Below are 12,006 nucleotides of genomic sequence, written 5' to 3'. Positions count from 1 at the left end.
TAACCGAACTTGGCTTCGTTAGACTCTTGATTGGACATTGTTCTTTGCTCCGCTAATTTACTCTGTGTAGCCCGTTTATATTAAAAAATGTAACAAATTATTGGCTAAATGTCAATTATCTGCATAGCCAACCGAGATGAATTGTTTATAAAGTCTTAGTTGATTAATAATGTAAACTTATGTGAAGCATAATTTCCTGTTTTCATCATGATCTCTCGTCGCGCATTTCTCAGCAGTCTGTTGGCTAGCTTTATCGTTTTGCTAGCTTGGATAAATTTTCCCAACCCTGCCCATGCTCTCGGTGGCAAACAACCTCCTCTCAATAAACCCGCACCAGAGTTCACCCTACCAACCAATACTGGTAAGGGTCAGGTGTCCCTCTCGGATTATAAAGGTAAGTGGGTGGTACTCTATTTCTATCCCAAAGACTTTACTAGTGGTTGCACCTTGGAAGCTCAGCGATTTCAGCAAGATTTGCCCAAATACATAAAGAGAAATGTGCAGATCCTAGGGGTGAGCGTGGATGATGTCGATTCTCACGCCGAGTTTTGTGACTCAGAGGGTTTACAGTTCCCACTTTTAGCTGACACCGATGGCTCTGTCAGCAAGGCTTATGGTTCTTGGTTAGGTATTATGTCCCTACGCCATACCTATATCATTGATCCAGAAGGAATTCTACGGAAAATATTCCTTGGTGTAAGACCAGCAATTCATAGCACCGAAGTACTGGCTAGCCTGGATGAGTTAATTTCTACTCCTTGGTGGGTTGATTTCCCACTAAGGATTAAGCTTTAACAAGATTTATGCATTGATCAGGTCTAATCTCTGGTCTAATATCTCTGGTCTAATATCTATAGATAGAGTTTAACCAAATCAACTCATTTCTAGATATAGCTCTACATATAGCTTGAGTGCCTAACTCCTATTTAAGCTTGCTTAAAGGAGGCTACTGAAAGCAGACTGAGTACTGAAGCCGGATCATCAACAGTAGCGCTGGTTAGCTGAACATTGTCAATGATTAGTCCAGACTGAGTTTGATTACTCAATTCATTCACAACACCAAAGCCTAGGCTGTAGGTTCCAGGTGTAGTGAAGGTATGAGTAAATGTTTTAAATCCGGTTTGGTGGTAAAAGTTGTTCGGTGCTTGACTAAAAACTCCTAGGATGGGGTTAGCTAATTCATAGACAATTTGGGACTTGGGAGAACTAAGGCAAACGAAAGCGAAGTCGGCAACAATAGCCTGATCTCCCACGTCTTCATTGGTGAGAAAATTCCAATCAAAGCTTAAGGTATCACCAACACCAGGGGTAATAATTTGTTGGATAGCAGCACCTCTGACTACCTTGCTAGAAGTACCAAATATGCCAACGGTGTCTAAAATTTTCTGGGCAATACAATCGAGAGTTCCTGTGGACAGGTATAAAAACTCTTCCAGTTTAGAGGCTGATGGGGCTTTTGGCTGACCTGTTCTGGTGACTTCGGTATTGCTAGTTCTGAGTAAAAGTTGCTTTTCTCCCTCTGTTGGAGTAATGCCAAAACTAGCTCTTTTGATCCCACCTGGTCCTAGCTTTTGCCACCCTTTGAGTCCTTCTTCAAAGCCACCATTAACTAGTTTAACTGGTTGCTCAGCACTAGAAAAACTAGACGAATCAACCAGATAGTTAATTTCTTTTCTCAAGGTGGACTGTTTTGGCATTTGAGACGTGGACATAAAATTAATTTTTCTAGAACGCTAAAAGTTGAAACGACGATGATTCCAGAAAAATCAGAGGCAATCTTAACTTTTGACATGAGCACCAACCGTATTAACACCCTGATTAATCTGATCAGTTTGATGATCGTCTAATGAATCATCAACGTATTGTGTAAATTTTTACACGGTTGTTTCATTAAAAGTCAATGTATCTAGGTAATCTTTACAAACTATTTATATTTGGATATTTATTCATTAAGTTTCCGAGAAGAAACGATTAACTATAACCTTGACAAATTCAGATTTTTATCTCTCCATAAGCTAATCTCAAATATGAAGATTTTGGAAAGGGGTCTGTTCAAGTAAGCTTAATTACTTACTGTTCTGAAATCAGAGCAAAAGGCACAGCAAAGATTAGTCAGTTTTTTTACTTTTGTTATTTATTTTTTCTATTTGAGGTTTCGTTGAAGTTGCTTCAATATTTTATACATTTCTGGAAGCCGATTGTAGATGGCAGATATTTTTAGCCAGAGTTTGTTGGAAATAGCAGGATAGCCAGACACTACACTTCCGGGTTCTACATCTTTGTGGATTCCGGATTTAGCGGTCACAATTGCTCCATCCCCAACTTTCACTTGATTCGCAATTCCTACCTGACCCGCCAGCAGCACTTGATTACCCACTTTGACTCCTCCAGATAATCCGACTTGGGCTGCCAAGGCACAGTTTTGTCCCACCTCGGAGCCGTGACCAATATGTACCAAATTATCTAATTTAGTGTTGCGTCCAATGCGGGTTTCCCCAACCGCTGGACGGTCAATAGTGCTGTTACAGCCAACTTCCACCCCATCTTCTAAGACCGTGTAGCCAGACTGTTGCATTTTATACCACCCTTGGGGGGTTGGCACAAAGCCAAACCCTTCAGCACCAATGACTGCACCACTATGAATTACACAATCGTTACCAATGTGGCTCCGTTCATGAATAGTGCAGTTGGCATGTAAGACAGTGCGATCGCCTATGTCTACTTCAGGATATATTACTACATTAGGATGGATACAAACCTGATTGCCAATCTTTACCCCTGCTAAAATTACGACGTTGGGTCCAATATAGACATCATTTCCTAACTGAGCATCTGGGTCAATCACTGCACTGGGGTGGATGACTGGTTCTGGTTGAAAAGGTTGATAGAAACATGCGATCGCATGAGCAAATAGCAATCTCGGTTCAGATGTCCCTACCCAAGCAATACCTCTTTCTGTCGCTTTTGCCTGTAATGCTTCATCCAGAGACAAAATTAAGGCACTCGCCTGGGTTTTTTCTACCATGTGGGCAAACTTGGGTCCCTCAATATAACTGAGAGTGCCTGGGGTGGCTTTATCGATGGGAGCAACTCCGGTAATTTCAGGGTTAAGCTCTGTATCGCTATTCAGGCTATGGCACAAAGACGCTGTATTACCCAGGTTTTCTATTAAAAGACTAAATTTCATGGCTCGGCAATGGGTGGGTGTGGAATTTGACCAAAATTTTGGGTTTCAAGCCTGGCCTTGGCCAAAAGGCCACGCGGGGCGCGTTTGGCCACGCTACGCTAACGCCCATAAGCGGGGGACTTTTAGTGTATAATATGTTTAAGTGTGTAGAAAGCGCACAGGCAGGATTCGTCGGTACTGCCCTATTTAATAACGAGCGTAATGCGCATGCTAGTACACGAAGCGCGAAAAACCTCGCCGGTGCGCTTGACCTATTAAGAATTAAATTCGCCACGGGTCGCACCGCTAAAACGCATGGATCTGCCACGGATACCGAACACCAGTAAAATACAGTTTCGTGCATATTTTTAGCTGTCCGGCAAAAGAAGCCCCACACCTAATGCATAGCATTAGGTGTGGGGCTTCTTTTGCACAGGGTATTATAAAATTGCTATAATATATTTACTGATAAACAAAGCCGTTCGCGAAGCGTGGCCAAAGGCCTTAAATTCTGGGCAAGTCAGACACCTACGTTCCTTAAAAATAGAACTTATTGTATTGTAAGGCGTGCGGAGGGGCATCCCGGAGACGAAACCTTAGAAGAGTGGAGCCTTAATCATAAAGTTTTAACCAAAGGTGCGCTTTCCGCATCTAATTATTAAATTCGCCACGGGTCGCACCTCTTTTATGCATAGCCGACTAACCATAAAGGCGACCCTCTGAATGCGGTAACTTCTGACCGTGTCGTTAATAAAGCAAGCCTACGTATCCGTTCGCGCAGCGTCGGCGAAAGCCGATACCGTTGGGTGGAGTTGGCAAGAAGCCTACACGCTCACTCGTTCGCGGAGCGGCTCTGTAAGAGCAGAGTTAGTGTAGGAGTATGTCACTTAGATTGGGTTTTCCTGGGGATTAACTTAATCCATGACTCCGATTGCCCTTGGATGATTGAGTCATTAGTCTACAAGTTTCTTAGTTCCATCTATAGATGGAACTAATTAAGACCTCGAAAGTTTAATGACTAATGACTAATCAATCATGTCTGGTGGTGCTATAGTAAAGTTGATAAAACTTTTGGGGTTTCCTGTAACTGTGGTAAACCATCAGACTGTTGAGGATCTGGTGGACTAAGATAGACTAGTAAGTTAAGCAATATTGTGATAGTAAGCGCCTGAAAAACTTTCTTAAACACGAGCCACACTCCTCATTCCTAATATTTAGTCTTGGTGAAACAATCGGAAACGATGCTACTTGACTGAGATACGAACTTTCTAAAAATTGATACACCCGTGAAGGGAATTAACTCTACCAGTTTATTTAAGCAACCATATAAGTGCCAAGTTATATGTTCCGCCTCAGTGACTGGCACAGTGCAAAGGGTTGATTCTAAATCATTCTGTGTAATTTAATAGATTAGGGGTAGCCGAGATTAGAACCAAAGCAACAGTTTGCTAGTCGCTACAATGTAAAGAAAAACCAATCTAGCAGCCACCTTGGGTCAGTACCCCACTCTTGCCTAGACAGGACTCCCTAGCCTAGTCATGGAAGATAGCTGACCAGCCTAAGACCTGCTGTAGGTTATGGGAAGTCTAGGTTATCTGCAAGGGTGAAAGTTCCTACCTTAGGATGGAATGACAGTCCGAAGCTGATTAACCAGATCCTTAAACAGTCCTACAAGGGGTAAGACAGTGCCATTCTACATTCTGACAGGATAGTACCTACCGATAACAAGCCGCGAGGCAAACATGAGGTTCTGCTTCGATAGGCTATGAAGGCTGTTAACAGGAACGGGTATGAACTGCATCTGTTCTCCCCACATTAGCTCCAAGACGGTTTTAACCGCCCTTTTCCTTTGTTTTTCCTCCCCAGTCGCCCATACACGGGGTTTGCAAATTTCACGCTTATTTTTTATGATTCCTACAGTTATCGAGCAATCCGGTCGTGGCGAACGTGCCTTTGACATTTACTCTCGTTTGTTGCGAGAGCGCATTGTATTCCTCGGACAACAGGTTGATTCTGACTTAGCTAACTTAGTGGTTGCCCAATTACTCTTTCTAGAAGCCGATGACCAGGAAAAAGATATTTACCTGTACATCAACTCTCCTGGCGGTTCAGTGACTGCGGGCATGGGCATTTTCGATACGATGAATCAAGTTGCTCCGGACGTATGCACTATCTGTGTTGGACTAGCAGCTAGTATGGGGGCTTTCTTACTCAGTGCTGGTGCTAAGGGTAAACGCATGAGCTTGCCTCACTCCCGGATTATGATTCATCAGCCACTGGGAGGAGCACAGGGACAGGCAAGCGATATAGAAATCCAAGCAAAAGAAATCCTGTACCACAAGCAGCAGCTAAACAATTATTTAGCAGAACATACCGGTCAGCCACTGGAAAAGATTCAGGAGGATACCGAGCGGGATTTCTTTATGTCAGCGACTGAGGCTAAGGACTATGGTTTAATCGACCAGGTCATTGAGCGACGTCCCATAGCAACCCCTCTCCCAACACAATAATGTCTTAGTTGACACTCCCTGCTCGCCCATAGACGGGGAGTGTCAACTAAGACGTTAGTTTGGGGAGATGCTACAGCGATCGCTAACCAAGTCCGGACTATTACTGAAGTGACTCCCGAAATTAACAATCGGCAGTTAATCACCTACCGTAACCGAAATAGTAATTCCCAGCTTATGGGAACTACTCGGGAGTTTCTTTCAGTTCGTAGCTTTGAGGTAGCCAAGGGGCAATTTATTTCGGAACTAGACCTGAAGTAGAACAATCGGTTGGTGAGCGATTGAAAATCTATTGCGGCTTAGGCACAAAATTAATGGTGAAGATAATTTTGGTGTCCAGAGCCAGAAAGATGTCTTGGAAATTGTCAATACCCTCACAGGAGCATTGACGCTTATTTTGGCAGCGCTGATGTTGGCAGCGATTGCTGGTATTTCCCTACTAGTTGGCGGTATTGGTGTGATGAATATGATCTTAACCTGAGTTCGATGACAGAAATTAAGAAGTTTTGACTCCAATCCATGAGACAGTAGTCAGGAGTCAGGATAAGAATTCATAATTATTGGTTATAATACAGAATTTAACGACGTTAAATTCTGTATTATATTATCGAAAAAATTGATTTTATCAATGATAATGACTCATGGCTTCTGGCTCGAAGCTCCTTAAATCTACCGACACCTGAGTTCTATCGAAATCACGTTGAATAGTTAAAAGTATGAGACAATTTTAGCCATAAGCAATCCAGGTTTTCTGGTAATAGGAAACTAATTTAAAATCTATCGATGTGTTACATAAGACTGGGGAAGGATCAGCTAAGCAAAGCGATGCCAAATAAAAGCACACCAAATAAAACCACAATCAAACCAGTATCCGTGCAGAAGCAGTTTCCCTTGACTACTGTAGGGGCACTTGTTGTGAATCCTAGTAGAAGAGTGTTAATTGTAAAAACTACTAAGTGGAAGGGTTTATGGGGTGTACCGGGAGGTAAAGTAGAATGGGGCGAAACCCTAGAATCGGCACTTCTAAGGGAGTTTCGAGAAGAAGTTGGTCTAGAGTTAACCCAAGTGAGCTTTGGGTTGTTACAAGAAGCGGTGCTAGACTCTAACTTTCTCCGAGAAGCCCATTTCATTATGGTCAACTACTATGCATTCTCTGCTAGCGAAACGATAACGCCCAACGAAGAAATTGAGGAATGGGTATGGGTTACTCCCCAACAGGCAATGGAGTATCCCCTCAATACCTATACTCGCGTGTTGATTGAGGATTATCTGCAAAGGCAACTTGATTAAGTCTGCCACATATAGAATTTTTATTTGGCAATATTGCTTAAATTAATCCTAGATAGATTTTACTGATTTTTGTAGTAGGTTTCTCAGAGCAGCAATTACTTGGTAAAACCTACTAGCGAAGTATCAGACAACAACTTAACTCCAGAACAGTCTAGCTTTTGAACGAGTTGGAAAATACTCTGTCCCGAGACTGGTTCTACCCAATCAGGAGCAATTTCTACCAAGGGAACTAGCACAAAAGCTCTCTGTCTCATACGCGGGTGAGGGATTTGGAGCTCAGGTGTCTGTAGAATCAAATCATCAAATAAAAGTAAATCTAGGTCTAGGGTTCGTGGTCCCCAATGTTCCTGACGGACTCTACCAAACTCTTGTTCAATTCCTAGCAGAGTCTCTAGCAATTTCTGGGGACTTAGTTGCACTTCCAAAAGGGCACAACCATTGATATAATCAGCTTGTGGCGGTCCAACTGGTGCAGTTTTATACCAACTAGAACAGAATTTTACGGTAACGCCTAGGGTTTGGTCGAGTTTTCTGAGGGCAGCTTCTAGAATGGCACGAGAGTCACCCAGGTTACTGCCAAGAGCGATCGCGCTCAATGAAAGCTTTGTGGTTACCAATTTTCCAGAGTTATAGACCATCGACCTTCATCGGTTGACACAGCAGCTTTAGACCACGCCTCAATGGGACTGATTATCACTTATGTTGCATTGACGAGAAGATTCACCCTTCCCAAAGTGGTTTAACCCATTACCTGTTCTATTGTATGGGGGTTTTTGAGACTCCCCATGCCTAGAAGGCTGGGGATTCTAGTTTCAAGTACGTTTCTGGCAACGCCGTTACGGGAAGCGTCTCTTGGTGTGTTCATTCCTTTTTATTGTTACTCAATCATGCTTGGGAGCATAAACTTCACGAGCTTTTTTCGTACCCGATAACCCCTTCTTCTTTTTGCAAATTTTTCATTGGAAGCCTTTAATATCTTTCTTGGCTGTATTATGGCTTTTCAGGTATTTGGAAAATCCATATTCACTACATAATTGAGTATTGTAAGTGGTGTTGCTTTTTCTTAGCAACACGGGGATGGTCGAGCCAGTATCTAAGTACTTTATTGCGCACAAATTGAGATGTCCGAATAGCTTCATCTATTGCTTTAGCTTGAGTTTTTTTGACTACAGCCTTGTATGCCAGTACCAACATGCTTGCTTTACCTCCTTGTTTGTGTTAACTTACTCATGATATACCTTATGCACTTCACAGTGCGGAAGGTAAATTAGAAACTTGGGGCTTGTGGTCTCCTGTTTTTGGTCAGAAAGCTTGTTTTCTGGTTTGATAATAGAAATCATCTAAGTAACACAATGGACTTAAGGGGAAAAGTGGCCCTTATAACTGGGGGTGGCATTCGGGTAGGGCGTGCTCTTGTTATCGCTCTTGCTAAAGCTGGGTGCGATGTCTTTATTCATTACGGACGCTCTGCTGATGCAGCTGCTGAAGTCAAAGCCGAAGCAGAGTCCTTGGGAGTGCGAGCTATTACCTACTCCGCTAATCTCGCCGACCCCGTGGCCACAGACACTATTATCCCTCAAGCAGTTGAAACCTTTGGAAAAATCGACATCCTGATTAATAGCGCTTCTATCTTCCCAGAAGAAGATCTATTTGCCCAGACTGATGTCGCTTTGTGGGATAAAATTTTTGCCATTAACCTTCGTGCCCCCTTCCAACTCAGTCAAGAGTTTGCCAAGCAACTTCCCCAAAATAGGAATGGCAAAATTATTAATATTAACGATGCTGGTATTGCCAAGCCAGATACTAACCATTTTGCCTATCGAATTACTAAACGGGGATTGTGGGATATGACAAAAATTATGGCATTGGAATTAGCCCCCCGCATTACAGTAAATGGTTTAGCGCTGGGACAAATTCTCGAACCTCCAGGTGACCCAGACCCTCAAGCTTTTATGGAAAATTATGCCCGTAAGTTTATTCCATTAAACATCCCTGGAAATACCAAAGTAGTAACGGACAGCGCCCTGTTTTTACTCGAACAAGATTTTCTAACGGGTAGCACGATTACGCTGGATGGTGGTCAATATATTTAGTTAATATATTATTTAGTTAAATAGCTGGCGGGGCGATCGCCTCTGTATTTTTAACTGTATTTTTAACCATAGCCACGTTCTCAGTGAGTTGGGGTGGCAGAAATGTTTAAGGGGATGGCACCTGAACTTGATGGGGAAAAGGGATGGTTCCGTTTTCTCCATAATGACTGATACAATTAGTAATCAAGTTATGGAAAAATTCCTGAACCATCTTAACTATAACATCATATTAAAAGATAGGATATTTCCCGCGATTGCGTCTGGGTTTGTCAAGCTTCCCCATTGCATTGAGAATTAGGAATTGAGAAATTACAATTGTTCCATTTCCAATTCAGACTTGAGCCAGTCAGCATGTCCGTTCTCGGTCATATCGAGAAATTCCTCAAGATTTTGGCAGCGTCCCGACTGCATATACTGACGGAACACGCGATTGAGGCGTAGATTTTGGGAGAACTCCTCTGTGGCTGCGCTGCGGATATCTTCAGTAAGATCAAGTTCCCCAGCATCCAGCAGTGCCAGAATTTTATGATAGGCTAGTTGAGCAGTTTCAAAAGCTGTCGCTGATTGCGTGATAGAATTCTGACGCTTGTAGTATTGGTAAAGGGGCTGAGGATGGATTGCTATCTTTCCAACTCGGCTTAACAGCTCAAGATTGAACATAACGTCGGCAGCAAAGGGAACTTTAGTCCAACCTCGACCCAAAAATTTCCGGCGGAAAACTGGGAAAAAAGGCACACGAGGTTTGAGGATGTCGTCCGCCGTAGCAAAGGTAACCGTGGTGCGATCGCGGAATGGACACTTGTAAATAATTAGGTCAGTGTTGTACACGCCAGTGTTGTCGATTGCAGCACCATAGGTCATGGCCAGAGGAACCATTTCTGCTAGACGGTTTGGTTCATAGGCATCATCAGCATCTAGGTTGGCAATCACCTCCCCAGTAGAAATTGCTACCGCTGTGTTGCGGGCGGGACCTTCTCCACTGCCACACCCTCCTGTAAATGCTTGTTTCAATCGCGGATCGTTAATACCTTGGCGAGATAGCAAGGATAAGTAGTCTACTCCATCGTCCGAACCGATCGCCACCTCCCAGTTTGAATAGGTCTGTCCTATAAGGCTTTTGATAGCTTGCGCGATTGTATTTTCGGCTTGGTATGCTGGAATGATAATGCTGACTAGGGGTTTATTTTTATCAGGCATAGTTCTCTGACTCTATCGAAATCGAATCGCTGAAAAGATTAAGGTTTATAGCTGGTTCCTTATTAATTATCACTATTAATTATCAGATCAATTATCTTAATTATCAGATCAATTATCTCTTCTGAGAGAACTTTCATGCCATTGCCCCAGAACCAAGTTGGATAAGGTGGTCAAGAGTACAAAAATCAAAATACCTAGACTACTAATCATAAACAAAGCAGCAAACATCCGGGGAATTTCGAGATTGTAGCCAGCAATTAGCATTTGATAAGCAATTCCTGAATTAGCACCGCCTGTACCGGCAACAAACTCAGCTACTACTGCTCCGATTAAGGCTAATCCACCACTAATACGTAATGCAGCTAAAAAATAGGGTAAAGCACTTGGTAATCGCAGATACAGCATTGTCTGCCAGCGAGATGCTTTGTAAAGCCGGAACAGGTCACTTAAGTTGGAATCGATACTATTTAAACCAAACGTCGTATTAGAAATAATCGGGAAGAATGCTACAATCCAAGCACAAATTACCAAAGCAGCGAAGGTATTGTTCCTCAGCCAAATAATAATTAAAGGCGCGATCGCAGCAATAGGCATTGTTTGCAGAACTACTGCATAGGGATATAAGCTTTTTTCAATCCACTTACTCTGAGCCATTAACATGGCAATTAGCAAGCCTGAAACTGCTGCTGTTATAAAGGCCGCTACAGTGATTTTTATGGTGATCAGCAATGGCTGAAATAAACTGTTCCAGTCCCTAATTAATACCTTGATAATTAGCAAAGGACCTGGTAATATGTAGGAGGGCGTACTAGTCACTCGAACAGATATATCCCACACCAGAAACACCAGGATTCCCACTGCCACAGGGGCTATAATATCGATAGACAGCAAATGGTTCAGTTTTAGCTTTCCCAGAACCAAGGCTTTATTTTTTTTCATAAAATTATTAGATACCGTTTAATATAGCTGTAAAATTATAGCTTTAAAATTTATAGTCATATTTTTGATAATCATAATTTATCAGTTATGTCTAAATAATAATCTAATAATTTATAAATTATCACTCATAATTCATCCCTTTTGACAACTGCTCAGCCACCTTCTGACAATATTTGGTATAAACTAAGGATGTACGAAACTGTTCGTTACGTGGTGATGGTTCATCAATAGTTATATCCGCCACTACTCGACCTGGACGAGCTGCCATTACTACCACCCGATTGGATAGATATACGGCTTCATAAATATTGTGAGTCACAAAAACCACAGTCCAGTGTTTTTTACTCCACAAATCAAGTAACTCCAGGTTAAGCTTAGTACGAGTGATATCATCCAAAGCTCCAAACGGCTCATCCATCAGCAATACCTTGGGAGAAGTAACAAGAGCTCTGGCAATAGAGACTCGCATTTTCATGCCACCGGATAGTTGACGGGGATAGGATTGGGCAAAACTTTCCAGTCCAACTAATTGGAGCGCTTCTTTAATAGCATGATCAGCAACTTTTTTAGAGACCCTAGCCAATTTAAGAGGCAATCGCACATTTCCCATTACCGTTGCCCAAGGCATTAGTGCTGCTTCTTGGAAGACAAAAGCTATCTCCTTTTGGTGGGCGCGATCGCTCCATTCTATGTTTCCCGAACTCATAGTGCTTAGTCCAGCAATGATGCGTAGCAGGGTACTCTTACCACATCCCGATGGTCCAACCAGACTGATGAATTCAGACTTATTGATGTTGAGATTTAGATCTTTTAA

16 protein-coding genes are annotated in these 12,006 nt (G+C 42.5%); 7 read left to right on the top strand and 9 right to left on the bottom strand.

The annotated features are described in order from the left end of the window. The first annotated feature begins 207 nt into the window (after positions 1–207). Complete coding sequence (locus tag F6J99_RS32640; RefSeq protein ID WP_293119252.1) at positions 208–795, top strand: peroxiredoxin; 588 nt, start codon at positions 208–210, stop codon at positions 793–795. 131 nt (positions 796–926) lie between these two features. Here the strand turns inward: F6J99_RS32640 and F6J99_RS32635 are convergent, their stop codons facing one another. Together F6J99_RS32635 and lpxD are read right to left on the bottom strand one after the other, a co-directional pair. Continuing rightward, positions 927–1,712 carry a hypothetical protein gene (locus F6J99_RS32635; protein ID WP_293119250.1) on the bottom strand — a complete coding sequence of 262 codons (786 nt, stop codon included), beginning with the start codon at positions 1,710–1,712 and terminating at the stop codon, positions 927–929. A gap of 431 nt (positions 1,713–2,143) precedes the next feature. Continuing rightward, entirely contained in the window at positions 2,144–3,187 is a 1,044-nt protein-coding gene (gene lpxD / locus F6J99_RS32630) for a UDP-3-O-(3-hydroxymyristoyl)glucosamine N-acyltransferase (RefSeq protein WP_293119248.1), read from the bottom strand. On the opposite strand from lpxD, the gene F6J99_RS32625 reads away from it, so the two are divergent. Beyond that, the gene (locus F6J99_RS32625; RefSeq protein ID WP_293119246.1) at positions 3,186–3,320 is read left to right on the top strand and encodes a hypothetical protein; all 135 of its coding nucleotides are present in this window, start codon (positions 3,186–3,188) and stop codon (positions 3,318–3,320) included. The two genes, lpxD and F6J99_RS32625, sit on opposite strands and share 2 nt — an antisense overlap. 894 nt (positions 3,321–4,214) lie before the next feature. On the opposite strand, the gene F6J99_RS32620 is transcribed toward F6J99_RS32625, so the two are convergent. Continuing rightward, positions 4,215–4,355, bottom strand: a complete 141-nt coding sequence (locus F6J99_RS32620) for a hypothetical protein (protein ID WP_293098696.1) — start codon at positions 4,353–4,355, stop codon at positions 4,215–4,217. Between the two features lie 718 nt (positions 4,356–5,073). Here F6J99_RS32620 and clpP point away from each other — a divergent pair. The 4 genes from clpP to F6J99_RS32600 all read left to right on the top strand — a co-directional run bounded on the left by clpP (position 5,074) and on the right by F6J99_RS32600 (position 6,963). Then, the gene (clpP, locus tag F6J99_RS32615; RefSeq protein ID WP_070390968.1) at positions 5,074–5,676 is read left to right on the top strand and encodes an ATP-dependent Clp endopeptidase proteolytic subunit ClpP; all 603 of its coding nucleotides are present in this window, start codon (positions 5,074–5,076) and stop codon (positions 5,674–5,676) included. Between the two features lie 39 nt (positions 5,677–5,715). After that, the gene (locus F6J99_RS32610) at positions 5,716–5,934 is read left to right on the top strand and encodes an ABC transporter permease (protein WP_293119244.1); all 219 of its coding nucleotides are present in this window, start codon (positions 5,716–5,718) and stop codon (positions 5,932–5,934) included. Positions 5,935–5,965: 31 nt separating this feature from the next. Beyond that, positions 5,966–6,154 (top strand): hypothetical protein, encoded by a 189-nt coding sequence (locus F6J99_RS32605; RefSeq protein WP_293051589.1) that lies wholly within the window; start codon positions 5,966–5,968, stop codon positions 6,152–6,154. A gap of 344 nt (positions 6,155–6,498) precedes the next feature. After that, positions 6,499–6,963, top strand: coding sequence for an NUDIX domain-containing protein (locus F6J99_RS32600; RefSeq protein WP_293119242.1), 465 nt, complete (start codon positions 6,499–6,501; stop codon positions 6,961–6,963). A gap of 95 nt (positions 6,964–7,058) precedes the next feature. Here the strand turns inward: F6J99_RS32600 and folK are convergent, their stop codons facing one another. The 3 genes from folK to F6J99_RS32585 all read right to left on the bottom strand — a co-directional run bounded on the left by folK (position 7,059) and on the right by F6J99_RS32585 (position 8,157). Next, a complete protein-coding gene (gene folK / locus F6J99_RS32595) occupies positions 7,059–7,580 on the bottom strand; it encodes a 2-amino-4-hydroxy-6-hydroxymethyldihydropteridine diphosphokinase (protein WP_293119240.1) in 522 nt (173 codons plus the stop codon). 122 nt (positions 7,581–7,702) lie between these two features. After that, positions 7,703–7,828 (bottom strand): hypothetical protein, encoded by a 126-nt coding sequence (locus tag F6J99_RS32590; protein ID WP_293051591.1) that lies wholly within the window; start codon positions 7,826–7,828, stop codon positions 7,703–7,705. Between the two features lie 161 nt (positions 7,829–7,989). Next, complete coding sequence (locus F6J99_RS32585; protein ID WP_293119238.1) at positions 7,990–8,157, bottom strand: transposase; 168 nt, start codon at positions 8,155–8,157, stop codon at positions 7,990–7,992. Between the two features lie 176 nt (positions 8,158–8,333). Here F6J99_RS32585 and F6J99_RS32580 point away from each other — a divergent pair, with 176 nt between their 5' ends. Continuing rightward, a complete protein-coding gene (locus F6J99_RS32580) occupies positions 8,334–9,056 on the top strand; it encodes an SDR family NAD(P)-dependent oxidoreductase (RefSeq protein ID WP_293071848.1) in 723 nt (240 codons plus the stop codon). Positions 9,057–9,365: 309 nt separating this feature from the next. On the opposite strand, the gene F6J99_RS32575 is transcribed toward F6J99_RS32580, so the two are convergent. The 3 genes from F6J99_RS32575 to F6J99_RS32565 form a co-directional block, all read right to left on the bottom strand. Continuing rightward, complete coding sequence (locus tag F6J99_RS32575) at positions 9,366–10,253, bottom strand: glycosyltransferase family 2 protein (protein ID WP_293119236.1); 888 nt, start codon at positions 10,251–10,253, stop codon at positions 9,366–9,368. A gap of 108 nt (positions 10,254–10,361) precedes the next feature. Then, on the bottom strand, positions 10,362–11,192 hold the full coding sequence (locus F6J99_RS32570; RefSeq protein WP_070390963.1) for an ABC transporter permease: 831 nt from the start codon (positions 11,190–11,192) through the stop codon (positions 10,362–10,364). A 121-nt stretch (positions 11,193–11,313) separates the two neighbouring features. Next, the coding region (locus F6J99_RS32565; RefSeq protein ID WP_293119234.1) for an ABC transporter ATP-binding protein at positions 11,314–12,006 on the bottom strand (693 nt) is incomplete at its 5' end.

The sequence above is a fragment of the Moorena sp. SIO4G3 genome, assembly GCF_010692305.1.
In the GTDB taxonomy this organism is placed as follows: Bacteria; Cyanobacteriota; Cyanobacteriia; order Cyanobacteriales; family Coleofasciculaceae; genus Moorena; species Moorena producens_A.
The sequence above is the reverse complement of the archived record's forward strand: the minus strand, read 5'-3'. Positions and strand labels throughout refer to the sequence as shown.

Bases quoted from the DNA above. Each gene is read 5' to 3' on its own strand.
- lpxD (WP_293119248.1), bottom strand. From the start codon at position 3,187: ATGAAATTTAGTCTTTTAATAGAAAACCTGGGTAATACAGCGTCTTTG.
- F6J99_RS32625 (WP_293119246.1), top strand. From the start codon at position 3,186: ATGGCTCGGCAATGGGTGGGTGTGGAATTTGACCAAAATTTTGGGTTT.
- F6J99_RS32570 (WP_070390963.1), bottom strand. From the start codon at position 11,192: ATGAAAAAAAATAAAGCCTTGGTTCTGGGAAAGCTAAAACTGAACCAT.
- F6J99_RS32635 (WP_293119250.1), bottom strand. From the start codon at position 1,712: ATGTCCACGTCTCAAATGCCAAAACAGTCCACCTTGAGAAAAGAAATT.
- F6J99_RS32575 (WP_293119236.1), bottom strand. From the start codon at position 10,253: ATGCCTGATAAAAATAAACCCCTAGTCAGCATTATCATTCCAGCATAC.
- F6J99_RS32640 (WP_293119252.1), top strand. From the start codon at position 208: ATGATCTCTCGTCGCGCATTTCTCAGCAGTCTGTTGGCTAGCTTTATC.
- clpP (WP_070390968.1), top strand. From the start codon at position 5,074: ATGATTCCTACAGTTATCGAGCAATCCGGTCGTGGCGAACGTGCCTTT.
- F6J99_RS32600 (WP_293119242.1), top strand. From the start codon at position 6,499: ATGCCAAATAAAAGCACACCAAATAAAACCACAATCAAACCAGTATCC.
- F6J99_RS32585 (WP_293119238.1), bottom strand. From the start codon at position 8,157: ATGTTGGTACTGGCATACAAGGCTGTAGTCAAAAAAACTCAAGCTAAA.
- F6J99_RS32590 (WP_293051591.1), bottom strand. From the start codon at position 7,828: ATGAACACACCAAGAGACGCTTCCCGTAACGGCGTTGCCAGAAACGTA.